The sequence below is a fragment of the Variovorax sp. HW608 genome (assembly GCF_900090195.1).
In the GTDB taxonomy this organism is placed as follows: Bacteria; Pseudomonadota; Gammaproteobacteria; order Burkholderiales; family Burkholderiaceae_C; genus Variovorax.
This window is the reverse complement of sequence record NZ_LT607803.1, coordinates 6,879,401-6,901,714: the sequence shown is the minus strand read 5'-3', so window position 1 is coordinate 6,901,714 and position 22,314 is coordinate 6,879,401. Positions and strand designations below refer to the sequence as shown.

The following is a 22,314-nucleotide window of genomic DNA, read 5'->3' as shown; positions in this document are numbered from 1 at the left end:
CGATGCCACCCCCGCCGAATACTCACCACACAGGTCAAGAGAACATGTCAGGAAGCTTGTTTTACACGGGTCTGAGCGGTCTCAGCGTGGCGCGCACCGCGTTGATGACCACGGCCCACAACACCGCCAACGTCTACACCGCGGGCTACAGCCGCCAGGTCGCCGAAGTCGCGACCAACGGCGCGGTGGCCACGGGCTCGGGCTACATCGGCAGCGGCGCGGGCGTCACCACGGTCACGCGCAGCTACGACCGCTACCTCACCGCGCAACTCGCATCGGCGCAATCCACCTCGGCCGCGCTCAGCGCCTACGGCACGCAGATCGACCGCATCGACTCGCTGCTCGCCGACAAGACCGCCGGCCTCAGCCCGCTGATGCAGAGCTTCTTCACCGCAGTGCAGGGCGTGGCCAACACGCCGGCCGATTCGGCCGCGCGCCAGCAGCTCATCAGCTCGGCGCAGTCGCTGGCGAACAAGTTCCGCTCGACGGACCAGTACCTGTCCGACATGAACTCCTCGGTCAACGACCAGATCGTCGGCAGCGTCGACCAGATCAATACCTATTCCAGCAAGATCGCGAGCCTCAACCAGCAGATCAGCATGATGACCGCCGTCGCCGGCGGCCAGCCGCCGAACGACCTGCTCGACCAGCGCGACCAGCTCGTCAGCGACCTGAGCCAGATCGTCGACGTGAAGGTGCTGCAGCAGGACAACGGCAAGTACAACGTCTTCATCGGCTCCGGCCAGTCGCTGATCGTCGGCGACCAGGCCGCGACGATGAAGGCGGTGAATTCGTCCGCCGACCCCACGCGCAAGGCGCTCGCGCTCGTCGGCATCGCCGGCAACGTGCAGGAGCTGAACGACTCTTCCATCACCGGCGGCTCGCTCGGCGGCGTGCTGGGCTTCCGCAACGAGTCGCTCATCCCCACGCAGAACGCGATCGGCCGCCTGTCGATGGCGCTCGCGGGTGCGGTCAACGACCAGCAGAACCTCGGCGTCGACCTCAACGGCGCGCTCGGCCAGGACTTCTTCACCAGCGCCGCGCCCGGCGTCTTCTCGAACGCGAAGAACAGCGGCAACCTCGTGCTGACCGGCACCGTCACCAACGCCGGCCAGCTCACCACCAGCGACTATTCGGTGCAGGTCAAGGATGTGTCGGGCACGCTGAACTACGTCGTCACCCGCAGCGCCGACAACCAGAGCGTCGGCACCTACACCAGCTTCCCCATCACCTTCGACGGCGTGAGCCTCTCGGCCGCCAGCGGCACCGCGCAGGACGGCGACACCTTCCTCGTGCAGCCGACGCGCTACGGTGCGCGCGACATGGACGTGCTCGTCAAGGACCCGGCCAATGTCGCCGCCGCATCGCCGGTCATCACCGGCACCACCGCGGGCAACCAGGGCACGGGCGCCATCACCACCGCGACCATCGATGCCAACTACCTCGCATCGCCGCTGGCCGCCAACGTTACGCTGAGCTTTAACGCCGCCACGAACGAACTCTCGGGCTTCCCGGCGACTTCGGCGGTGACCGTGAAGCTCGCGAACGGCACGTCCACCACCTATGCCGCCGGCACCCCGGTGCCGTACACCGCGAGCGCGAGCATCAGCTTCGACGGCATCACCGTCACCATGAGCGGCGCACCGGCGCAGGGCGACACCTTCACCATCGACAAGAACAGCGCGGGCGTGTCGGACGGCAGCAATGCCCTGCTGATGGGCGCGTTGCAGCGCCAGTCGCTCGTCGGCAACGGCACCGCCACCTTCAACGGCGCCTATTCGCAGCTCGTGAGCGAGGTGGGCAACAAGTCGATGGAGATCAGCACCGCCAGCACCACGCAGGACAGCGTCACCAGCCAGATCAAGGCGGCGCAGCAATCCATCTCCGGCGTCAACCAGGACGAGGAGACCGCCAACCTGCTGATGTACCAGCAGATGTACCAGGCCAACGCGAAGGTGATCCAGACCGCGTCGACCATCTTCGACGCGATCCTCGCGATCAACGGCTGATCGCCGTCCCACCCCGGATGACCCACAGATTCAAGGAGCCGTGATGCGCATCAGCACCAGTTCTTTCTACGAGCAGAACGTCAAAGCCATGGGCCTGCAGCAGCAGAACCTGTTGAGTGTCCAGCAGAAGCTGTCGGCGGGCACCAAGTTCCTGACCGCCGGCGACGATCCGGTGGGCGCCGCGCGCGCCCTCGGCGTCAGCGAGTCGCTGGCCGAATCGTCGCAGTACGCGGCCAGCCGCGACCGCGCGACGCTGTCGCTCTCGCGCGAGGAGACCGCGCTCGACAGCGCGACCAGCATCCTGCAGAACCTCAAGACGCTGACCGTGCAGGCCGGCAACGGCACGCTCTCGGACGCCGACCGTGCCGCGCTCGCCACCGCGGTGCAAAGCAACCTCGACCAGCTCGTCGGCATCGCCAACTCGGACGACGGCAACGGCCAGTTCCTCTTCGCGGGCTACAAGAGCGCGAGCGCGCCCTTCGTGCAGCAGGCGGGCGGCGGCGTGCAGTACATCGGCGACCAGGGCCAGCGGCTCATGCAGGTGGACGTGGCGCGCCAGATGTCCACCGGGGACGACGGCCGCACCGTGTTCCAGTCGGTGCAGGGCGGGGCGGGCTATGTCGCGTCGAGCGGCAGCAACACCGGGACGGGCGTCTTCGGCAGCGTCGGCATCACCGACGCGACCGATCCCAACTACGGCAAGGACTTCCAGATCAGCTTCGCCGGCGGCAACTACACCGTCGCCACCAACGATACGCCGCCGGTCGTCGCCGCCACCGGCACCTACAGCGCCGGCACGCCCATCGGCTTCGGCGGCCTGCAGATCAGCATCACCGGCACGCCGGCCAATGGCGACACCTTCAACGTCAAGACGGCCAAGAACGGCGGCACGGACATCTTCGCTTCGATCGGCGCGCTGGTCACCGCGCTCAAGACGCCGCTCACCGGCGGCGGCGTCACCGCGCAGGCGAACCTGCAGAACGCGTTGAGCACCGCCAACGTCAAGATCACGAACGCGCACGACAACGTGCTGACGGTGCTTTCGTCGGTGGGCTCGCGCATGTCCGAGCTCGATTCGCTCAAGACCAGCGGCGACTCGCGCGACCTGCTCGACAAGAGCTACCTGTCGGACATCCAGGACCTCGACCCGACGGCGGCCATCTCCGAGTTCTACCAGCGGCAGACCTCGCTGCAGGCCACGCAGATGACGTTCGCGAAGCTGAACTCGATCGCGTTGTTCAACTACCTGTCCTGATCCTCGCCCCGGTCATCGTCCCGCAGGCGCTGGTTGACGAACGGCGAGCCGCCGAGGTCGGCCTCGGTGAACGCGAAGACGAACCACTTGTTCGGATTGGCGAGCCCGCCGGGCGTGGTGGCCACGAAGTCGTTGTCATTGCCGACGTACAGGGTGTGCTGGACCACGCCGTCGACCACCACGTCTTCGCCGAAGGCCATGCCTTCGAGCTTGGCGGGGATCTGCGCCGCGCTCAGGCCGTGCGCCTTCAAGGTCGCGGCGATATCCAGGAAGAGCGACTTCGACACCGCCTTCTGCAGCAGCGCGGCCTGGCCGCTCAGCGCCGAGACGTCGGCGGCGCCCTGGATGTCGATCTTGTAGATGCGCTTGACATCGGCGTTGCTGTCGTCGCCCAGGCCCTTGCCGTCGCGTTCGAGCACGAGCAGCTCGTGCTCGTTGAGCGCCAGCAATTCGCTGCTGTTGTAGGCCTTGGACTTGTCGGCGAGGTAGTTGTCGTAGGCGTACTGCGAGGTCGCGCCGGTCTGGATATCCACCGCGATGATGCGGTTGGCGCGGCCGCCGTCGCCGCCATCCTGGATCAGCGGGCTCTGCATGAAGCCGAACAGCGTCTTGCCGTCCGGCGAAATGGCCAGGCCTTCCATCCCCTTGTTCGCAACGCGACCCGTGGTATTGCCGGAGATCTCCTTGGCACCCATCGACGACTTGTGGCTCACGGCCAGGATCGCCGGCAGTGTGAACACGCGCAGGCGCTCGCCGGTGCGGCGGTCGAACTGGTAGAGGTAGGGCCCGTACTCGTCGGAGATGAACACGCTCTTGCCGTCGCGTGAAAGTCGGATGCCCTCCGTGTCCAGCCGGGCGTCCAGCGGATCCGACGAACTCGTATTGGCGTCGAAGTTGTCCGAGCGTCCGGAGAAGTAGAAGCGCTCGCGCGTGTTGCTGGCCGGTGTGGCCCCGAAGCCGGCCACCACGCCGCCGTAGTGCAGGGGCTCGCGGCTGAAGAGCAGCGTGGTCTGCGCAAGCACCGGCTGCAGCGTGAAGGGCAGGCCGGTGGCCGCATCCGGCTGCCGCTTCAGGTGCAGCTGCAGCGTGTGGAAGCGCGGAATGAAGCTGGTCGTGTTGTCGACGGTGGCGTTCCACGCGACCGCATTGGGGCCGCGGTCCGGCAGTGCCAGGAACGTGCTGCCCCCGGCCCAGGCCAGGCCCGACCCGATGCCGCCAAGCAGATCGCCGCGCACGCCGTTCTCGAGCAGCGCGCTCTGGCCTGAATGGTCGATGCTGTCTCCAGGCAGGGTACCGATGGCGATCAGATCGATGGCTTGAGCCGCGGTAGATGCCAGTGCGCAGGCAACGCAAGCGGCGGCGAGTACGCCCTTCCTCCAGTCCATGGGAGCTCCTTTTGTAAACAAAAGTCGCATCGTCATGAGGCTGGATGACAGCGGTATGACGGCGGCACGTGGGCGCCATCAACCGTTCATCGGTCTAAACGCGCCACTTGTCGGGATGGTTTCGAGAGGAAATTAAATGTGATAAGTTCACACTTACAAATATTCACGTTTTGACACAGATGTCGATTGATGAACGTGGGTGCCGAGTGGCGCAAGAAACAATTGGAGGGACCTCATGCGCGGGCGAAACGGGTTTACGTTGATCGAGGTGATGGTGACGGTCGCGATCGTTGCCATCCTGGCGGCGATCGCCTATCCGTCGTACACGGCGTACATCGTCCGCTCCAATCGGGCGGCGGCGCAGGGGTACATGCTCGAAGTCACCAACTTGCAGCAGCGCTATCTGCTGGATGCGCGGCAGTATGCCTCGGACTCGGTGCGGCAGGCGAACTGGCCCACGCCCGCGAACGTGTCGCCCAACTACACCATCGCGATCGCCCTGCAGGCCGGGCCGCCGCCGGGCTACACGATCACCGCGACGCCCATCAATGCGCAGCAGTCCCGCGATACGGCCTGCGGCACGCTGACCGTTGACCAGACAGGCCAGAAGACGGTTTCGGGGACGGGCACGTCATGCTGGTGATGTCGACCCTCCGGCCACGGCCCGCGGCGGGCGATTCCGCAGCGCGGGCGATGCGCGGATTCACCCTGATCGAGCTCGTCTTCACGATCACCCTGGTGGCGATTCTTGCCGCGCTGGCGGCACCGTCGTTCCGGCAGTTCATTCTGTCGCAGCGGGTCAAGAATGCGTCCTTCGATCTGGTCGCCGCGCTGACCCTTGCGCGTAGCGAAGCGATCAGTCGCAACACGAGCGTCGACGTCGCCAAGTCTGGCTCCGGCTGGTCCTCGGGCTGGACAGTGTCGACGGTCGTCGCCGGTACGCCGACGACGTTGCTTGCCCAGAATTCGTTCGCGGGCGTCGCGATCACGGATTCCGCGAGCCTCGGCACACTGACCTATGGCAAGGACGGCCGCACGACCACGGCAGGCACCAAGTTCGCCATTTGCCCCCCTGCCCCCGTAATTGCAGGGGTGGCGATGCGTTGCGTATCGGTCGGCCTGAGTGGCGTTCCCAGCAGCACGCCGCTCAACAACCCCACCCCCACCCTCACCACTGCGGGATCATGCTTGCCATGCTCATGAAGCGCCCCGCGTTCCTCGCGTTCGGGGCCGTGCGCATGCCCACCGCGCGGATGCGCCGACGGCGCGCTGCCGGCGGCTTCGCGATGATCGAAGTCCTGGTGACGCTGGTCATCCTGGTGTTCGGACTGCTCGGCCTGGCGGGCATCAGCGCGCGCATCAACGCGGCCGAGATGGAGTCCTACCAGCGGGTTCAGGCGCTCCTCTTGCTGCAGGACATGGCCGATCGGCTCAACGCCAATCGCAAGGTGGCCGACTGCTACTCCAACGCCACCACCGGCGTGCAGGTTGGGGTCGGCTATACGGGTACGCCGGCATGTACAAACCCCACGGGCAACGCCCAGGGCAACGCGCAGCAGAACGCCCAGGCGGTGTCCGACCTCAGCCTTTGGGATGCGGCGCTCAAGGGCAGTGCTGAAGTCAACGGAACGAAGATCGGCGCGATGATCGGCGCCGTCGGTTGCGTCATCCGCCTCGATCCCACGGCGAGCGGCCTGGCCGCTGCCGATGTCGTGTACTTGGTCACTGTGTCGTGGCAGGGCCTGACCCCCACGGCGGCTCCCGTGACCGCGGCCGGCCGGCCCGGCCCTTGCGGCAAGGGGCTGTACGGCAACGAGGCCCTGCACCGCATCGTCACGACCACGATCCAGATCGGAACCTTGACACCATGATGAATCGATCGTTGGCCGCAGTTCGCGCCAGGCACTGCCGTGGCGCCGCGGCGCTCGGGTTTTCGCTGGTCGAGCTGCTGGTGGCAATAACGCTGGGCCTGTTCCTGGTCATCGGCCTGATCACGCTGCTGGTATCGAATACCACGAACCGGACCGAGCTCGACAAGTCCTCGCGGCAGATCGAGAACGGCCGCTACGCGGTGCAACTGCTCAGCGACGATATCGAGCACTCCGGCTTCATCGGTTCGCAGGCGCAATCGAGCTTCGCTGCTCCTCCGGTCGTGCCGACGGCGTGCCCGATCGTCACCCCGCCAGACTACACGCCGTTAGGCTACACGTCGGCCACCTTGCCTGCGCTCTCTTCGATTCCGTTGTCGGTCTACGGTGTTGCCGCGACCCCGGCGTGCCTGAGCCACGTCAAGCTCGGTACCGCCAGGCTGATGGTCACGCGGCTCAGCACCACCGCGCTCACGGCAGCCGGCGCAGCCGGGACGGGCGAAACCTACGTGCAGTTTTCCAACTGCCCCGACACCGCGACAGACTCCACACAACTCGTGATTGCCGGTGACGCTGGGCCGTTCCCCTTGCACGAAAAGGATTGCGTCACGAAGACGCCGTTGCGCAAGGTCATTCAGCGCATCTATTTCGTCGCCGACTGCAATGTGTGCACTGGCGCCGGCGCCGATACGACGCCGACGCTCAAAGTCGCCGAATACAGCGGGGGCGCGAACGTCGTGACGCCGCTGGTCGAGGGCATCGAAAACCTGCAGTTCGACTACGGCATCGACATGAACAACGGCGGCGCGCCGGGGTGCTACGTCAGCGACCCCGCGAGTCCGCAGGCCGCGGAAATTCTCCCCAGCAGGTGTCCGCAGACCACGCCGACGGCCTACGTCTGGACGAACGCGGCCGCCAACTGGCAGAACGTGGTGGCTGTGCGCATCCATGTGCTGGCCCGCAATGCCGAGCAGTCCGGCGGCTGGAAAGACGGGCGCACCTATGACATGGGCCTCCCGGTCCCCGGCATCGTCGACAGCAACGGCCAGGCCACAACAGGCACCGTCGGGGCCTCCAACGACGGCTACAAGCGCCACGTCTACAGCGCCGTCGCGCGGCTCTACAACGTCTCGGGACAACGGGAGCTGCAATGATGCGCAGGAAGAATAATCGATCGCAGTCGTCGAAGCACCAGTCGGGCGCTGTGCTGCTCGTCTCGATGGTGTTGTTGGTGTTGCTCACGCTGATCGTGGTCTCGGCGATCAAAAGCACCAACGTGAACTCGAAGATCGTCGGAAACATGCAGCGGCAGCACGAAGCCGAGGCCGCATCGCAGCAGGCCGTGGAGGCCTTGATCAGTCAGAATTTCATGGCCGATCCGGTCGCAGCCAAGGCCCGCATCAGCGCGACGGTGGACATCAACAACGACGGCGCCCCCGATTTCGACATGGCCGTTGCGGTCCCCACCTGCAAGGGCGTGAAGCCGCTCGAGGGCCTCGACCTCGACGTCACAAACGCGGACGACCAGAAGTGTTTTGCTTCGTCGTCGGGCCCCGGCGGGGATGGCTCGATCCACCTGACGTCGGGCACCACCCAGGCGAGCATCTGCTCGCAGACGAATTGGGACATCAGCGTCACGGCGACCGATCACAACGGCTCCGGCGCCACGGCCAGCACACACCAGGGCATCGCAGTGCGCGTCGGCCCCGGCGCCACTTGCTGAGCTGAGCGCGGCGGCGATTCACCCGACGAACTGAACGCCGCATTCGGCGGCAAGGGAAAACAACGATGAAGATTTCGAACCTCGTGAAGTCCGTGCTGGGCACGGGCCTGGTGCTGTGCGGCGTCGGCGGGCGCGCCGAAGACATCGATCTCTACACCGGCGCCAGCAGCACCGGCACGTCGAACGTGATGGTCATCATCGACGACACGGCCAACAACGACGCCGACATGGGGTCTTGTACCTATTGGGACGGAACGGCTCCCGCTAGCCCCGAGAACAGCAAGTCCTTGGGCAACTATCAATGCGCGCTGGCGAACTTCATCCATAAGGTGGCGACGCAGCCCGACGGCAGCGCCGCGCTCAACGTCGGGCTGGTTGACATGAGCGGGCTACTGATCGCCCTGACGCCGATCGACGACAAGGCGTACAAGGGCAGCATGAGCGTCCCGGCCGGCACCACGAACCGGCAGGCCTACATCCTCGCCGTCAAGGCGCTGACGAAGGTGACAGGCAAGGCCCGCCAGGGTGCCGCGTTTCAGGAAACCTGGGCCTACTTCACCGGCGGCAACGACGGAACCGGAAACACTGGCAAGGGCATCCTTTCGGGCACGACTTACACGGGTACGAGCGCCACGACCGGCTGCCAGCACAACTACGCGATCTTTCTCAGCGGCGTGAAGGCGAATGCCTCACACGCGCTTGAATGGAACAACCCCAGCGAACTGGTACCGCTGACCGCATCGGTCACCAACGCGGTGGCCGCCAAGACCATCACGCAAGCACAAGGCACGAATTTTCTCACGCCGGTTCCAAACAAGCCGGAGGCGGGCTATGGCATCGAATGGGCACGCTTCATGTTCGGCTTCGATGCCAACTCGAGTGCGTCCGGGCTGCAGAGCATCGTGACCTATTCGATCGGCACGGGCGATACGGCCGCTTCCGGCACGACCATCACCAGTACGATGGAGCTGTACATCAAGGCGACGTCGACCTATGGCGGCGGCAAGTACTACCCCGCGGGCACCGATCCGAACGCGCTGGCCACGGATCTGGGCAAGGTCTTCGACGAGATTCAGGATGTCAACAGCGTGTTCTCGTCGCCGGCCCTGCCGGTGAGCGCGAATCTGCAGGGCGTCTATCTGAACCAGGTGTATGTGGCCACCTTCCGCCCGGATGCCTCCGGCCTGCCGCGCTGGTGGGGAAACCTGAAGCAGTATCAGTTCGGGGTCGACACGAGCAACCCCCAGGTCGGACCGTCGCTGTATATGGGCGGTGCGGCCTGGACCTGGACCCCGATGGTGGCGGGGCAATCCGCGCAGCAGGCGCTCAGTTCATCGACCGGCTTCTTCGGCTCTGATACCGTCAGCTTCTGGACCGCGAAAGACGCAACCCAGTTGCCCGATTCCATTGGCGGTTTCTGGGTCAGCAACCCGAAGGCGCAGGGTGCGGGCGGTGGCTACGACTCGCCCGACGGCAATCTCGTCGAGAAGGGCGGCGTCGCTCAGCAGCTTCGGATCGCCAATCTCCAGAACGACTATACGAAGACGCCTGGCAATGCGAAGAATCCGCGCAATCTGTACACCTGCAATGGGACGTGCGCGGCGGGCGCCTTGTCGACAACGCTGTTTGCGACGACGAACACGACCCTGAATTCGAGCCTCGGCACGACCTTGATCAACTGGGTGCGCGGCGAAGACAACGCCGGCGACGAACAAGGGCCCGGCCTCTCCATCACCCCCGCACTTAGCACCCCCATCAATATCCGGCCGTCGATTCACGGCGACGTGCTGCACTCGCGGCCGGCGGTGGTCAACTACGGCGCCGCGATCGGCGTGGTGGTGTTCTACGGCGCCAACGACGGCGTGTTTCACGCGATCAACGGGAACCAGCCCCCGGCGACCAACACATCGCCGCAGCCGATGGGCGGTTGCACGGTGAGCACGACCTGCTCGATCGGCGGCATCCCTCCGGGCGGAGAGTTGTGGGGCTTTATCGCGCCGGAGTTCCAGGGCAAGCTGAAGCGCCTGCGCGACAACAGCCCGACCGTGAAGCTCTCGACCACGGTGGATACGACCGCGACACCCAAGGACTACTTCTTCGACGGTTCGACCACCGTCTACCAGGACAGCACGAAGACCTACCTGTTCCTGTCGGCACGGCGCGGCGGGCGGATGATCTATGCGCTCGACGTCACCGACCCGACAAGGCCCGCATTCCTATGGAAGAAGGGTTGCCCGAACCTCACCGACAACGTCGGTTGCGACGCCGGCTTCACCGAACTCGGCCAGACCTGGTCGCTGCCCAAGGTGACCCGGATCAAGGCGCAGGCGAACCCGGTGCTGATCTTCGGCGCCGGCTACGACAAGAGCGAAGACTACGACGCCAACTTCCCGTTGCTCCAGTCCCCGACGGCTGCGACGATGGGCCGGGGCATTTTCGTGCTGGATGCTTTCACCGGGGCGCCCTTGTGGCAGGCCGGGCCCGTCAACACCTGCGTCGGCGCGACGGTCTGTTCCGTCAACGCGGGAATGACCTTTCCGTTCGCGGCCGACATCGCCCTCGTTGATCGCATTGGCGCCGATGGCAAGACCGACCGGCTGTATGCAGCCGATACGGGGGGCAACATCTGGCGCGTCAACCTGGAGCCGACCGGCACGGGTGCGTTCAATACCTGGACCATCACGAAGCTGGCATCCCTCGGCGGAACGGGAACCACGCATCGCAAGTTCCTGTTCCCGCCCGACGTGGTGCTGACGAAGACTTTCGACGCCGTGATGGCCGCCACCGGCGACCGCGAGCATCCGCTGCTGGGAGCGGCCGCCACTTCGGTCGTGAATCGCTTTTACATGATCAAGGACACGATCATCGGCCCCGACAGCACGGGCTGGACGACCGTGGTCGACGCAACTTCGGCCACTGCCGATGTGGCGCCGAGCGCCTTGTTCAATGCAACGACCGTGGCCTATGACGGCACCCTGGCGGGCTACTACAAATCCCTCACGAGTCCGGGCGAGAAGAGCGTGAATGCGCCCACGACGGTCGGCGGCATCACCTACGTCGGCACGAACCAGCCGGTGGCCCCGACCAATTCCTGCACCAACAATCTCGGCATCGCGCGGGGGCACCAGTTCAATTTCCTGACCGGAGACGACACGCCTCAGGTGTTCAACGGCGGCGGCTTGCCGCCGAGCCCGGTTTTCGTTCTGGTGACGGTCAAGGTGCCCGACCCCACTGATCCGACCAAGACCAAGAACAGGACCCTTCCAGCCCTTATCGGTGCCGGCGGGGGCTCCGGGCCGGACAGTGGTTCGCCTCTGGGCGCCCAAACCTTGCCGCCGCCCACGACGAAGAAGAAGCGCACCTACTGGAATCACGATATTGACCGGTAGCTGGTGCAGGGCGTCGGCTTGGACCATCGTCCGGTACCCTTGCACGAAGAAGGCGGTCGCCCGTTGAGCGGCGCACCACCGCCGCCGCTGCCCGAGCGCGAGCAAATCGCGCTGCTCGAGCCCTTCGACGGGCTGGACCTGAATGACATCGCGGTTGTCACCACGCTGCAGGAGACCGAGCGCGCAGCCATCGCGCGGCATGCCGCGCGTGTGCGGCTTGGTGCATGGCGGCGTGCTGCACTCACGGGCGGCGGTCATCAATTGCGATTTTTTCGCCAGCGCTGTGTCCACGGCTGTGTTGCACGTCGTGGATTCAATATGACGCGTTTGTTACATTGGCGCCTGCGCGACAGCACCCGCCGAGCAGATATGCCACCCCGCCATGGATAACCGACTTGCCTGGGCCCAGGCCGCCTGCGCACGCATCATGCGTCCGGTGATCAGGCTGGCATTGGCCATGGGGCTCAAGCATCCTCACCTGGAAGAGTTGCTGCGCGACCTGCTTCTGGACGAAGCCCATCGCCTGTGGCGTGCCCAGGGCGTGAAGGCGCCAAACATCAGCCAGTTGTCGGTCACGACCGGGCTGAATCGCAAGGCAGTGACCGCCAAAGTGCGGGAGACGGCCGACCCGCTACCGAACACGGATGTCTCGCCGGCAGCGAAGACAGTCACCCTCTGGCTCCAGTTCTTATCGGACGACCCTGCATACCGGCGGCTGCCCATCATGGGCGACGCGGGAACACCGTCATTCGAAAAGCTCGCCAGGGAAGGCAGCCGCGGCAATGTGCATCACCGTGCCATCCTCGATGAACTGGTGCGGCTCGAGATGGTGGACGAGGTCGACGGCCACGTCGAGCTCAAAGCCGACGCCTTCGTTCCCGCGCAAGATCTTCGGTCGATGCTCGCATTCCTCGGAGACAATTCCCGCGACCACCTGCTCGCGGCGGTATCGAACATCCTCGGCGAACGGCCCCCCATGCTGGAACGCTCGGTCTACGCGAACGGCGTGGCCATCGAGGACTGCGAAAGCATTCACGAACTCGTCCGCCAGCGCTGGAGCACGCTCCATCACGAACTTGTCGACAAGATGACCCATGCTGTCGATACAGCAGGCGATTCGCCCTTGGGCAGAATCCGCGTCGGTATCTACACGTATTTCGAAAGCGCCGTGAAGCCGTCAGGCACTGGCGACGGCGAATCATGAACATCAGAAACTTGCTCCGCGGCTTGTCGCCTTTGCTGTTGGCCTTGCTGCTTTCATGCGGCGGCGGTGGCGACAGCGGCAGTGGTGCGGCGAGTTCCGCCGCATCGGCCGGGACGGGCAGCACGACATCCACGATCGCCTCCGCCGGCAGCACAACCCTCGAAGCAACGGGTGGCGCCGACACCGGCAGCAGCACGAGTTCGGACAGCGGATCGACGACCACCGCCTCGAGCGGCGACGGCTCGGGCGTCGGCTCCGGCGGGACCGGCATCAGCACGGCCGACGCAGCGACCAGCGTCGGCGCGGTCGATGGCATGGGGAGCATCATCGTCAATGGCCTGCGCTACAACGTCGACAACGCGACCCTGAGTCTCAGCGACGCGACCGAGTTGCAGATCGGGATGTCGATCGCCGTCACCGGCCCGGTCGATGCTTCGTTCAGCAATGGCGTCGCCACGCGCCTGACATCGGCGGCTGAGCTTCGCGGGCCCGTCACTTCTGTCGATCCGGCCGCAGGCAGCTTCGTGGTCATGGGTACCCAGGTGATCCTCGATGACGCCACCGTGTGGGCCGATCTTCCGGGCGTGGCGAGCCTCACGGTCGGTTCGAACGTTCAGGTCTGGGGCCTGCCGGCAAGTCCCGGCGTGCTGAGCGCGACGCGCGTCCAGCAGCAGGTCTCGAACCCGGCACCCATCGTCACGGGTACCGTCCAGCAGCTTGATTCGGCGAGCGGCACTTTCATGCTGGGCAACCTGACCGTTGCCTACGGTTCAGCCAACCTGTCCGGCGGCCTGGCGAACGGAATGATCGTGCGCGTCCGCGCCGATGCCCAGACGACGCCGGGGCTGCTCACCGCGACGCAGGTCGAAGCGTGGTATCCGATCCCCACGGTGAACGGGCTGCCGGTTCACCTGGAAGGCGTGATCACGAATTACACGTCCTTGGGTGCCTTCCAGGTCCTGGGGCAATCCGTCGATGCCTCGGGGGCCCAGGTCACCGGCGGCACCTCCAGCAAGATCAACAATGACGTCAAGGTGCAGGTTGGCGGAACGCTCGTCAATGGCGTGCTCGTCGCGTCCGAACTCAAGATCAGGCATATCCCGGGCGCCGGCGCATTGCCCTCGTACACGCTCATCGGAAGCGTCGGCAACTATGTCTCGCCCGCGAGTTTCCGCGTGCGCGGACAGCTGGTGGATGCCAGCGGCCCCGGCGTCCTGTTCGTGAACGGGACGCGGGCCGCGTTGGCAAACAGCGTCAACGTGACGGTGGTGGGCACCCGGATCGTGAACGGCGCCCTGATGGCCGACCAGGTGAGTTTCAACTAGAAGGCGAACACCCCGAGGCTTGACCTGCGCTTGACCTGCGCCTCGAGCCTTGCACAATCCTCTCCCTGCGCTGTACGTTGGAGGATTCAGGCTTGAAGCTCATCCCGATGCTGGGTTCGCTGCTGGGTGGTCTCGCGCTCTTTCTCTTCGGCCTCGAGCTGATGACGGACGGGCTCAAGACGATCGCCGGACCGAAGCTGCAGGTGATGCTGGGCAGGATGACCGCCAACCGGTTCCGGGGCGTGCTGGCCGGCGCCATGGTCACCGCGATCCTGAACTCGTCCACGATCACCACCGTGCTGATGGTTGGGTTCGTCTCGGCCGGACTCATGACGCTCGCCCAGTCGGTGCCCATGATCATGGGGGCCAACATCGGCTCGACCGTGACCGCGCAGATCATCGCCTTCAACGTGTCGGCACTCGCGCCGTTCATGCTGGCGGTCGGCTTTCTCTGTCATGCGTTCGCGAGCCGCGCCTTGATCCGGCAGCTCGGCGGCGTCGTGCTCGGGTTCGGCATGCTCTTTCTGGGCATCCAGTTCATGAGCGATGCAACCCACCCCCTGCGCACCTACCAGCCCTTCATCGACGCCATGCAGGACATGAAGGGGCCGCTCCTTGGCATCGTGGCGGGCGCGGTGTTCACGGCGATCGTGCAGAGCTCCGCGGCGACGCTGGCGGTCATCATCGCGCTGGCGGGGCAGGGGCTCATGCCCCTCGAAGCCGGGATCGCCCTGATCCTCGGCGCCAACGTCGGTACCTGCGGAACGGCGCTGCTGGCTGCCATCGGAAGGCCGCCCGAGGCGCTGCAGGTCGGCATCGTGCATCTGCTGTTCAACGTCCTGGGCGTGCTGTTCTTCGTCTTCGTCATTCCGCAGTTCGCCGATCTCGTGAGGGCCATCTCGCCGTCCTCGCCCGAGCTCGAAGGCGTCGCCCGTCTCGCGGCCGAGACGCCGCGCCAGGTGGCCAACACGCACACGATCTTCAGCGTCGGGAGCACACTGATCCTGATCTGGTTCGTCGCGCCGATGGCGAGCTTCGCCCGGTGGCTCGTTCCGGCGCGTCACGAGCCGACGAGCGAAGGCGAACCGATCTACCTCGACGACGCCTCGCTGGCGGCGGCATCCCTCGGGCTCGAGAAGGTCTACCTGGAGGTGGACCGGCTCGGCGGGATGATCCTGCGGGGGGTCAAGGCCGGGCTGGCAGCCGGCGCGGAAGCGAAGCCGCAGGACCTTCAGACCCTGCTCGAGGAAGACAAGGAAATCGACCGGCTGACGTCATCGATCCTGCACTACATCGGCCGCCTGTCGCAGGTGGAGCATTCCGAGGACGAGGGCCGGAAGATGGTCGGCCTGACGCAGGTCACCGCCAGTCTGGACGGTATCCGCGACGTGGTCACGAGCAACCTGATCATCGGTCGCCAGCAAAGGATGGAAGAGGGCGCCGACCTGACCCGCCTGCGCGACGAGCACGCCACCCGGTTCGTGGACGCCGTCGTCGGCAATTTCGAGCAGGTGATCGGCATGATCCACCGGGACACGGAGGGCGCGCCGGCCGCCAGCACGCCGAAAGCAGAGATCGATACCCTGGCCGCCGCGGCACGCAAGAGCGTGCTCGACAAGCTCAGGCTGGACGAAAAGTCCGACGTGCTCGATTTCCGTCGGGCCACGGACCTGATCGAGGCGATCAGGCAGATCGCGCGTTTCTCCCGGCGGATTGCCAAGACGGTGAGGGAGCAGGGCCTGTAGCCCGTTCGCCGGCCGGACGCCCGGCGGGAGACTAGTACAGCATCCCTGAAATAGGTTTAAGTATTTGGATCAAGGTAAGGTGCCAGCAGAGTGACGACCAGCTCTGCGGTTTCGGCGAGCGTTCCGGTGCCCGGCAGTGGCTCCCAGCGACCGGTGTGGCTGCGAAACGCGGATGAGTAGGCGTTGCGGGCAAGTTCGGTGATGCGCGCAACGGTGTCCACCACGTCGTCCTCGCGGCGCATCTGGATGAGCAGATGCTTTCCATAGGGGCGCACGCTGGCCTGGTTGTGGCCGGTCAGGGTGGCGAGTTGGCGCTGAAGCTCAGCGGCCCTTCTTTGGGCGTCGTGGGTTGGCATCGTTGTTGAACCTCAAGGGTTCGCCAATTTGAAGCTCAAAGCCGGCGAATGTCCAACTGAACGGCTTGGGCGCCCGGTTGCGTTGCGCAAGGAAGGCTTCGGTGCGCTGGCGCAGGTGCCCAATGGAGGTATGGCTGGCGTGGCGCAGGACGCGACGCGAGTAGATCCCAAACAGCAGTTCGATCTGATTGACCCAGCTCGCATGCAGGGGCGTGAAGTGAAAGACGAAGCGCTGATCGTGGCGGGCATTGAAATCATCCCACACGGCCTGCGCACGGTGGGTGTTGAGGTTGTCCCACACGATGTGGATGCGACCCTTGGGGTAGGCCATGGCGACTTGCTCCATGAAGGCCAGGAGATCGGCCTGCGTGCGTCGATCCGAGCAACTGCCGATGACGCGCCCCGTGTGCACGTCCAGCGCGGCAATGAGGGCCTGCGTGCCATGACGGATGTACTCGAACTCGCGCCGACGCGCTCGACCGGGCCGGGGCTCGCGGTCCGCGTGCTTGCGCTCGATGGCCTGGATTCCGGTCTTCTCGTCGATGGAAAGCACGACCGACCCCTTGGGGGCCCGGCGGTACAGAGCGCAGATCTCGTTGACCTTCTCCCGGAATTGCGGGTCGGGGCTGTGCAGCCACTGCCGCACGCGGTGCGGGCGCAGGTCGCCCGCTTGCAGAATGCGTTGCAGATGGCTGCGGCTGATCTGCTGGACCACGCCTCGCTGGACGGCACGATCCACCAACTCGTCCAGCGTGGGTGTCGCCCGTCCGTGCGGTTCGGCCGGCTCGCAGGCCAGGGCCAGCAGTTCCAGTCGTTGCGTCTCACCGATACGCCGGGGGCGACCAGGACGGGGCACCTCCTGCAGTCCTTGAACGCCCTTGCGGGCCAGCCGCGAGCGCCAATGCGACACGGTCTGTGCGGATACGCCAAGCGCCTGAGCAATCGAGGCGGTCGTCTCGCCTCGGTGGGCCCTCAGCGCGATCTGCGCTCGCATCACATGGCGTTGCTCGGCCGTTGCGCGCCGGGTCAGAGCCTCCAGCGACTTACGCTCTTCTCGCGATAGCTTGATAGGCTGTGCTCGACGTCCTCGACCCATGCCTTGAAGCTTATCTCAGACTCTATCTTTAAGAAAGCTATTTAAGGGATGTTGTACTAGCGCGGGCTGCTTGCCGACGAGACCGCAATGTCGCCGCAGAAGAGGTCCAGGTTGCCGTCGGCGGGCGCGCTCCGGATCACGAGCGCATGCGGTGTCGCCCGAAGGGTTGCCAGGCGGACCCTGGCGGTGTTCTCGACCGTGTAGGGCGGCCCGATGCGGCCTGCAGGGCCCGTTGAGCGGGCCAAGACGATCGCGTTGAGCGAATGGGCGGGGCGCTCTGACAAAGCGCCGCACGCGCCCTCATAGATGTAGGTGTAGAGATGGACCGGCCGGCTCACCTGCGGTGGAACGCCGGCGGCCGTGACCGACACGGCAGTCTGCTCCCCGAGTCCGATGAGATGGGCCCAGGCGATCTTGCCTGCATTGATGCGGCTGCCGGCAAGACGGATGTCGACCACCAGATCCTCACGGGCGCCTGCGGTCGTCTGCGCGTTTTGAGCATCAGCGCATGAGGCAAGCCCGCTGGTGACGATGGTGAATGCGGCGGTGAAGACCGGAAGCGGTCGCATGCGAACCCCCTACAGACTCGACACGACAGGAATCTAGGCCATTCTGCGAGCCATTCAATCGGTGCTTGCCCCGGCAAGCTACCGGAGGCCCTGCACCAGCCGCACCATCGCCTCGATCCCCGCATCGAAGCGCGGCGCGAGCATCGACCCCAGGTGCGGCATCAGCAGTTGCAGCATCCCGATGCCCGCGAGCAGCGTCAGCGGGAATCCGACCGCGAAGATGCTGAACTGCGGCGAGGCGCGGTTCAGGATGCCCATCGCGAGGTTGAGCGTGAGCAATGCGGTGACGAGCGGCAGCGACAGCATCAGCCCGCTCGCGAAGATCTGTGCACCGCCGGCGGCGAGGACCATCCAGCCGTTGGCGTTGAGCGCCGCATCCGAGATCGGCAGCGCCTGGAAGCTCTCGGCCAGCGCGGCGATCATCATCAGGTGGCCGTCGACCGCGATGAAGATCAACATCGCGAGCATGTTGAGCAAGCGCGCGACCACCATGGTGGCGCCGCCGCTCATCGGGTCGAAGAAGGACGCGAACGACAGGCCCATCTGCAGGCCGATGTACTCGCCCGCCGCGAGCACCGCGGCGAAGACCAGCTTCATGGTGAAGCCCATCGCGGCGCCGATCAGCACCTGCTGGATGATGATCCACCCGCCGCCGGCCGAGACGACCGGCACGTCGGGCATCGGCCCGAGCACGGGGGAGAGAAGAATCGCGAACAAGGCAGCGAAGCCGACCTTGACCTGCTTGGGCACGGTCGCTTCGCCGAAGACCGGCGCGGTGCTGACCAGCGCCAGCATGCGCACGAAAGGCCAGAGGAAGGCCACCAGCCACGCGGTGAGCTGCGCGGAGGTGACCGAGAAGACCTGCGGCATCAGTGAAGAGGCCTTAGTGTGAACACGCCCTAACCCACGAGCTGCGGAATGCTCATGAAGAGCGCGCGGATGTAGTCGAGCATCTTCTCGAGCATCCACGGCCCGGCAAGGATCAGCGTGAGGAAGATCGCGACCAGCTTCGGGATGAAGGAGAGCGTCGCCTCGTTGATCTGCGTGGCCGCCTGGAAGATGCTGATGACGAGGCCGATCACGAGCGCCACCAGCAGCAGCGGCGCACCGAGCAGCAGCGACACCTGGATGGCCTGGCTGCCGATGGTCATGACGGATTCGGGGGTCATTGTGGTCTCGTCAGGTGAAGAAGCTCTGGGCGAGCGCGCCAATCAGCAGCTGCCAGCCGTCGGCCAGCACGAAGAGCATCAGCTTGAAGGGCAGCGCGATGCTCGCGGGCGGCACCATCATCATCCCCATCGACATCAGCACGCTCGCGACCACCATGTCGATGATGAGGAACGGGATGAAGATGGTGAAGCCGATCTGGAAGGCGGTCTTCAGCTCGCTGATGACGAAGGCCGGCAGCAGGATGCGCAGCGGCACTTCCTCGGGCCCCTGCATCTCCGCCGCTTTGGCGAGCCTGGCGAACAGCGCGAGGTCGTTCTCGCGCGTCTGCCGCAGCATGAAGGTCTTGAAGGGCTCGATGCCGCGCTCCAGCGCCTTCTCGGCGCTGATCTTGTTGTCCGAGAAAGGCTTGTAGGCGTCGCTGTAGGCCTTGTCGAACACCGGCGACATCACGAAGAAGGTGAGGAAGAGCGACAGCCCGACCAGGATCTGGTTGGGCGGCGAGGCCTGCGTGCCGATCGCGGTGCGCAACAGGCCCAGCACGATCAGGATGCGCGTGAAGCTGGTCATCGACAGCAGCAGCGCGGGCAGGAAGGTGATCGAGGTCAGCATCACCAGCGTCTGCACGCTGAGCGACCAGGTCTGGCTGCCGCCGGGGCCGGGCGTGCTGGTCAGGCCCGGCAGGCCCTGCGTCCAGGCCGCCAGCGGCAGCATGGCCGCGAGCAGCACCACGCCGCCCCGAAGGCTTCGGCGGAAAAGCTTGGGCATCATGGAGCCGGGCGGGTCTTGCCGGTGATGGATTCGCGCAGCTTCTGCGCGAAGAGGTCGATGGGTTTGGGCGCCGCCGTGCTGGCGGCGGCAGGTGCCTGGGGCACCGCCTGCGCGGGCAGCGTGTGCAGCGTGTTGATCTGGCTCGGCGTGACGCCGAGCACCAGCCAGGTGCCGCTCACTTCGACCACCACGACACGCTCGCGCTGGCCGACATTCGAGCTCGACACCACCTTCACCACGTTGCCGCCGCCGAAACGCTGCAGCCCGAAGCGCCGCGCAAGCCAAGCACACAGAAAGATCAGGCCCAGCACCACCACCATGCCGAACCCGGCCTGCAGCAGCCCGCCCGCACCGACCACCGGCGCGGCCTCGGCAGCGCTGTGCGACGGCACCGTGGGCAGCACGGCGTGCACCGGCAGCGCGGCAAGCGCGATCGCCGACGCCAGCAGGTGGACGGCGCGCGGCCGTCGTGGAAGGAGGTTCATGCGCGGGAGAGCTTCTGCATGCGTTCGGAGGGGGTGACGATGTCGGTCAGCCGGATGCCGTACTTCTCGTTCACCACCACCACTTCGCCCTGCGCGATCAGGTAGCCGTTGATCAGGACGTCCAGCGGCTGGCCCGCCAGCCCGTCGAGCTCGACGACCGAGCCCTGCGAAAGCTGGAGCAGGTTCTTGATGGTGATGCGCGTGCGGCCGATCTCGGCAGTGAGTTGCACCGGCACTTCCATCACGCGGGCGATGTCGAGCGCGGTGACGCCGGCCGCGACCGAAGCCGTTTCCTGGATCTGCTGAAAGACCTGCGACGCCGCGGGTGCGGGCGCCGGCTCGGGCGATGCCGCGGGCGCGCTGGCTGCGGTCTGCTCGGCCAGTGCGGCGGCCCAGTCGTCGGCTTCGCTGGCGGGAGAAGTGTTGTCAGTCATGGTCGTTCTTCGAATCGCTGTCTTGGTGGGTGATCATGTTTTGCACGCGCAGGGCGTAGCGCTCGTTCGAGATGCCGTAGCCGCACTCCATCACCGGAACGCCGTCGACCTTGGCGACGACGCTGCCCGGCAGGTCGATGGGCAGGACGTCGCCGACCTGGAGCTTGAGGATGTCGCCGATGGTGGAGGACATCGTCACGAAGTCGGCGGTCAGCTCGACGTCGGCGGCCTGCATCTGCTTGGACATCTGCTTGACCCAGCGCTTGTCGATCTCCACCTCGTCCTGGATGGGGTTCGAGAGCAGGTCGCGGATCGGCTCGATCATCGAGTAGGGGATGCACACGTGCAGGAAGCCGCCGAGGGGGCCGAACTCGATCTGCAGCGTGGTGTTCACCACCACCTCGTTGGGCGCGACGATGTTCGCGAGCTTGCCGTGCATCTCGGCGCGGATGTAGTCGAAGGCCAGCGGGTGCACCGGCTGCCACGCCTCGGCGTAGCACTGCAGCGAGAGATCGAGCAGGCGCTTGATGATGCGCTGCTCGGTGCGCGTGAAGTCGCGGCCTTCCACGCGCACGTGGTAGCGGCCGTCGCTGCCGAAGAGGTTGTCCACCACGAGGAACACCAGCTTCGGATCGAACACGAAGAGGGCAGTGCCGCGCAGCGGCTTCATGTGCAGCATGTTGATGTTCGCCGGCACCGGGAGGTGGCGCACGAACTCGCCGTACTGCTGGATCTGCACCGGGCCCACCGAGATGTCGGGGCTGCGGCGCATGAAGTTCAGGAGCGCGCTGCGCAGGCCGCGCGCGAAGCGGTCGTTGATGACCTCCAGCGTGTGCATGCGGCCGCGCACCACGCGGTCGGGCGCGCCGAGGTCGTAGGCCGGCAGGCCGTCGGCCGGTAGCGCGGGCTTCGATGTCTGGTCGACGCTGCCGCCGGTGACGCCATTGAGCAGCGCATCGACCTCGTCCTGCGAGAGGACCTGTTCATAGGCCATGGGTCGCTTGCCTCGCGGTGTTTACTGCACCACGAAGGTGTTGAACGAGACGCCGGTGATGCCCTGCGGCGGCAGGGTGTCGTTGAGCGGGCGGTTGAGTTCGCTGCGGACTTCCTCGGCAATCCGGGTCTTGTCCTCGGTGGACATGAGCGTGTCGGGCGCGCGGTTCGACAGCAGCAGCAGCGCGCGGCTGCGCAGCTCGGGCATGAACTCGACGATCTGTGCCTTCGAGGCCTCGTCCTTCATCTTGAGCGAGATGCCGACGTGCAGGTACTTGCGGCCCTCGGCCTGGAGGTTGACCGTCATCGGTTCGAGCGTGACGAAGATCGGCTTCTCGGGCACGGGCTTCGCGGCTTCGGCCGGGGCGCCCGCCGACTTGTGCTGGAAGTACGTGTAGCCGGCCGCGCCGGCGACGAGCACGGCGACGCCGAGCATCAGGCCGATCATGAACTTCGACGAGCGGGGCGCTGCGGCTGGCGCGGCGGCGGCGGTGGCGGTGGCGACGGGAGATGAAGTAGCCATGTTGAAGCGAGGTAAAA

23 protein-coding genes are annotated in these 22,314 nt (G+C 65.8%); 12 read left to right on the top strand and 11 right to left on the bottom strand.

The genetic code is table 11. From position 1 onward, the window contains the following. The first annotated feature begins 44 nt into the window (after positions 1-44). Both flgK and flgL read left to right on the top strand, forming a co-directional pair. Positions 45-2,009 carry a flagellar hook-associated protein FlgK gene (flgK, locus tag VAR608DRAFT_RS32770; RefSeq protein ID WP_088957860.1) on the top strand — a complete coding sequence of 655 codons (1,965 nt, stop codon included), beginning with the start codon at positions 45-47 and terminating at the stop codon, positions 2,007-2,009. Positions 2,010-2,052: 43 nt separating this feature from the next. Further along, the gene (gene flgL, locus VAR608DRAFT_RS32765; RefSeq protein ID WP_088957859.1) at positions 2,053-3,264 is read left to right on the top strand and encodes a flagellar hook-associated protein FlgL; all 1,212 of its coding nucleotides are present in this window, start codon (positions 2,053-2,055) and stop codon (positions 3,262-3,264) included. On the opposite strand, the gene VAR608DRAFT_RS32760 is transcribed toward flgL, so the two are convergent. Further along, on the bottom strand, positions 3,252-4,649 hold the full coding sequence (locus VAR608DRAFT_RS32760; RefSeq protein ID WP_088957858.1) for an esterase-like activity of phytase family protein: 1,398 nt from the start codon (positions 4,647-4,649) through the stop codon (positions 3,252-3,254). The genes flgL and VAR608DRAFT_RS32760 overlap by 13 nt on opposite strands. 235 nt (positions 4,650-4,884) lie before the next feature. Here VAR608DRAFT_RS32760 and VAR608DRAFT_RS32755 point away from each other — a divergent pair, with 235 nt between their 5' ends. From VAR608DRAFT_RS32755 to VAR608DRAFT_RS32710, 10 genes are all read left to right on the top strand, one after another. Further along, the gene (locus tag VAR608DRAFT_RS32755; RefSeq protein WP_088957857.1) at positions 4,885-5,292 is read left to right on the top strand and encodes a type IV pilin protein; all 408 of its coding nucleotides are present in this window, start codon (positions 4,885-4,887) and stop codon (positions 5,290-5,292) included. After that, complete coding sequence (locus tag VAR608DRAFT_RS32750) at positions 5,283-5,852, top strand: GspH/FimT family pseudopilin (protein WP_197700438.1); 570 nt, start codon at positions 5,283-5,285, stop codon at positions 5,850-5,852. Before VAR608DRAFT_RS32755 ends, VAR608DRAFT_RS32750 begins: the two co-directional genes overlap by 10 nt. Beyond that, complete coding sequence (gene pilV, locus VAR608DRAFT_RS32745; RefSeq protein ID WP_231973045.1) at positions 5,843-6,520, top strand: type IV pilus modification protein PilV; 678 nt, start codon at positions 5,843-5,845, stop codon at positions 6,518-6,520. Before VAR608DRAFT_RS32750 ends, pilV begins: the two co-directional genes overlap by 10 nt. Positions 6,521-6,531: 11 nt before the next feature. Next, complete coding sequence (locus tag VAR608DRAFT_RS32740) at positions 6,532-7,671, top strand: PilW family protein (protein ID WP_157731179.1); 1,140 nt, start codon at positions 6,532-6,534, stop codon at positions 7,669-7,671. Beyond that, positions 7,671-8,240, top strand: a complete 570-nt coding sequence (locus VAR608DRAFT_RS32735) for a PilX N-terminal domain-containing pilus assembly protein (RefSeq protein WP_157731178.1) — start codon at positions 7,671-7,673, stop codon at positions 8,238-8,240. Before VAR608DRAFT_RS32740 ends, VAR608DRAFT_RS32735 begins: the two co-directional genes overlap by 1 nt. A 188-nt stretch (positions 8,241-8,428) precedes the next feature. After that, on the top strand, positions 8,429-11,629 hold the full coding sequence (locus tag VAR608DRAFT_RS32730) for a pilus assembly protein (RefSeq protein WP_231973622.1): 3,201 nt from the start codon (positions 8,429-8,431) through the stop codon (positions 11,627-11,629). A 63-nt stretch (positions 11,630-11,692) separates the two neighbouring features. Further along, positions 11,693-12,019, top strand: coding sequence for a hypothetical protein (locus VAR608DRAFT_RS38175; RefSeq protein WP_231973044.1), 327 nt, complete (start codon positions 11,693-11,695; stop codon positions 12,017-12,019). Then, positions 12,012-12,833 carry a DUF6502 family protein gene (locus VAR608DRAFT_RS32720; RefSeq protein WP_088957853.1) on the top strand — a complete coding sequence of 274 codons (822 nt, stop codon included), beginning with the start codon at positions 12,012-12,014 and terminating at the stop codon, positions 12,831-12,833. The genes VAR608DRAFT_RS38175 and VAR608DRAFT_RS32720 overlap by 8 nt, the downstream gene beginning before the upstream one ends. Continuing rightward, positions 12,830-14,158, top strand: a complete 1,329-nt coding sequence (locus VAR608DRAFT_RS32715; protein ID WP_088957852.1) for a DUF5666 domain-containing protein — start codon at positions 12,830-12,832, stop codon at positions 14,156-14,158. The genes VAR608DRAFT_RS32720 and VAR608DRAFT_RS32715 overlap by 4 nt, the downstream gene beginning before the upstream one ends. A 92-nt stretch (positions 14,159-14,250) precedes the next feature. Next, complete coding sequence (locus VAR608DRAFT_RS32710) at positions 14,251-15,903, top strand: Na/Pi cotransporter family protein (RefSeq protein ID WP_231973043.1); 1,653 nt, start codon at positions 14,251-14,253, stop codon at positions 15,901-15,903. 56 nt (positions 15,904-15,959) lie between these two features. On the opposite strand, the gene VAR608DRAFT_RS32705 is transcribed toward VAR608DRAFT_RS32710, so the two are convergent. From VAR608DRAFT_RS32705 to fliL, 10 genes are all read right to left on the bottom strand, one after another. Further along, entirely contained in the window at positions 15,960-16,259 is a 300-nt protein-coding gene (locus VAR608DRAFT_RS32705) for a hypothetical protein (protein ID WP_157731132.1), read from the bottom strand. Beyond that, positions 16,225-17,355, bottom strand: coding sequence for an IS630 family transposase (locus tag VAR608DRAFT_RS32700; RefSeq protein WP_088957050.1), 1,131 nt, complete (start codon positions 17,353-17,355; stop codon positions 16,225-16,227). The genes VAR608DRAFT_RS32705 and VAR608DRAFT_RS32700 overlap by 35 nt, the downstream gene beginning before the upstream one ends. A 56-nt stretch (positions 17,356-17,411) precedes the next feature. Continuing rightward, entirely contained in the window at positions 17,412-17,924 is a 513-nt protein-coding gene (locus tag VAR608DRAFT_RS32695; RefSeq protein ID WP_088957851.1) for a hypothetical protein, read from the bottom strand. A 78-nt stretch (positions 17,925-18,002) separates the two neighbouring features. Further along, positions 18,003-18,794 (bottom strand): flagellar biosynthetic protein FliR, encoded by a 792-nt coding sequence (gene fliR, locus VAR608DRAFT_RS32690; protein WP_088957850.1) that lies wholly within the window; start codon positions 18,792-18,794, stop codon positions 18,003-18,005. 29 nt (positions 18,795-18,823) lie between these two features. After that, positions 18,824-19,093, bottom strand: coding sequence for a flagellar biosynthesis protein FliQ (fliQ, locus tag VAR608DRAFT_RS32685; RefSeq protein ID WP_088957849.1), 270 nt, complete (start codon positions 19,091-19,093; stop codon positions 18,824-18,826). Between the two features lie 10 nt (positions 19,094-19,103). Further along, positions 19,104-19,805 (bottom strand): flagellar type III secretion system pore protein FliP, encoded by a 702-nt coding sequence (gene fliP, locus VAR608DRAFT_RS32680; RefSeq protein ID WP_231973621.1) that lies wholly within the window; start codon positions 19,803-19,805, stop codon positions 19,104-19,106. Between the two features lie 53 nt (positions 19,806-19,858). Then, on the bottom strand, positions 19,859-20,347 hold the full coding sequence (gene fliO, locus VAR608DRAFT_RS32675) for a flagellar biosynthetic protein FliO (protein ID WP_088957847.1): 489 nt from the start codon (positions 20,345-20,347) through the stop codon (positions 19,859-19,861). Further along, complete coding sequence (gene fliN, locus VAR608DRAFT_RS32670) at positions 20,344-20,781, bottom strand: flagellar motor switch protein FliN (RefSeq protein WP_088957846.1); 438 nt, start codon at positions 20,779-20,781, stop codon at positions 20,344-20,346. Before fliN ends, fliO begins: the two co-directional genes overlap by 4 nt. Next, positions 20,774-21,775 carry a flagellar motor switch protein FliM gene (gene fliM / locus VAR608DRAFT_RS32665; RefSeq protein WP_088957845.1) on the bottom strand — a complete coding sequence of 334 codons (1,002 nt, stop codon included), beginning with the start codon at positions 21,773-21,775 and terminating at the stop codon, positions 20,774-20,776. The genes fliN and fliM overlap by 8 nt, the downstream gene beginning before the upstream one ends. Before the next feature lie 21 nt (positions 21,776-21,796). Further along, positions 21,797-22,297 (bottom strand): flagellar basal body-associated protein FliL, encoded by a 501-nt coding sequence (gene fliL, locus VAR608DRAFT_RS32660; protein WP_088957844.1) that lies wholly within the window; start codon positions 22,295-22,297, stop codon positions 21,797-21,799. Positions 22,298-22,314 lie beyond the last annotated feature (17 nt).

Bases quoted from the DNA above. Each gene is read 5' to 3' on its own strand.
- flgK (WP_088957860.1), top strand. From the start codon at position 45: ATGTCAGGAAGCTTGTTTTACACGGGTCTGAGCGGTCTCAGCGTGGCG.
- flgL (WP_088957859.1), top strand. From the start codon at position 2,053: ATGCGCATCAGCACCAGTTCTTTCTACGAGCAGAACGTCAAAGCCATG.
- VAR608DRAFT_RS32760 (WP_088957858.1), bottom strand. From the start codon at position 4,649: ATGGACTGGAGGAAGGGCGTACTCGCCGCCGCTTGCGTTGCCTGCGCA.
- VAR608DRAFT_RS32755 (WP_088957857.1), top strand. From the start codon at position 4,885: ATGCGCGGGCGAAACGGGTTTACGTTGATCGAGGTGATGGTGACGGTC.
- VAR608DRAFT_RS32750 (WP_197700438.1), top strand. From the start codon at position 5,283: ATGCTGGTGATGTCGACCCTCCGGCCACGGCCCGCGGCGGGCGATTCC.
- pilV (WP_231973045.1), top strand. From the start codon at position 5,843: ATGCTCATGAAGCGCCCCGCGTTCCTCGCGTTCGGGGCCGTGCGCATG.
- VAR608DRAFT_RS32735 (WP_157731178.1), top strand. From the start codon at position 7,671: ATGCGCAGGAAGAATAATCGATCGCAGTCGTCGAAGCACCAGTCGGGC.
- VAR608DRAFT_RS32730 (WP_231973622.1), top strand. From the start codon at position 8,429: ATGGTCATCATCGACGACACGGCCAACAACGACGCCGACATGGGGTCT.
- VAR608DRAFT_RS32720 (WP_088957853.1), top strand. From the start codon at position 12,012: ATGGATAACCGACTTGCCTGGGCCCAGGCCGCCTGCGCACGCATCATG.
- VAR608DRAFT_RS32715 (WP_088957852.1), top strand. From the start codon at position 12,830: ATGAACATCAGAAACTTGCTCCGCGGCTTGTCGCCTTTGCTGTTGGCC.
- VAR608DRAFT_RS32705 (WP_157731132.1), bottom strand. From the start codon at position 16,259: ATGCCAACCCACGACGCCCAAAGAAGGGCCGCTGAGCTTCAGCGCCAA.
- VAR608DRAFT_RS32700 (WP_088957050.1), bottom strand. From the start codon at position 17,355: ATGGGTCGAGGACGTCGAGCACAGCCTATCAAGCTATCGCGAGAAGAG.
- VAR608DRAFT_RS32695 (WP_088957851.1), bottom strand. From the start codon at position 17,924: ATGCGACCGCTTCCGGTCTTCACCGCCGCATTCACCATCGTCACCAGC.
- fliR (WP_088957850.1), bottom strand. From the start codon at position 18,794: ATGCCGCAGGTCTTCTCGGTCACCTCCGCGCAGCTCACCGCGTGGCTG.
- fliQ (WP_088957849.1), bottom strand. From the start codon at position 19,093: ATGACCCCCGAATCCGTCATGACCATCGGCAGCCAGGCCATCCAGGTG.
- fliP (WP_231973621.1), bottom strand. From the start codon at position 19,805: ATGCTGCCGCTGGCGGCCTGGACGCAGGGCCTGCCGGGCCTGACCAGC.
- fliO (WP_088957847.1), bottom strand. From the start codon at position 20,347: ATGAACCTCCTTCCACGACGGCCGCGCGCCGTCCACCTGCTGGCGTCG.
- fliN (WP_088957846.1), bottom strand. From the start codon at position 20,781: ATGACTGACAACACTTCTCCCGCCAGCGAAGCCGACGACTGGGCCGCC.
- fliM (WP_088957845.1), bottom strand. From the start codon at position 21,775: ATGGCCTATGAACAGGTCCTCTCGCAGGACGAGGTCGATGCGCTGCTC.
- fliL (WP_088957844.1), bottom strand. From the start codon at position 22,297: ATGGCTACTTCATCTCCCGTCGCCACCGCCACCGCCGCCGCCGCGCCA.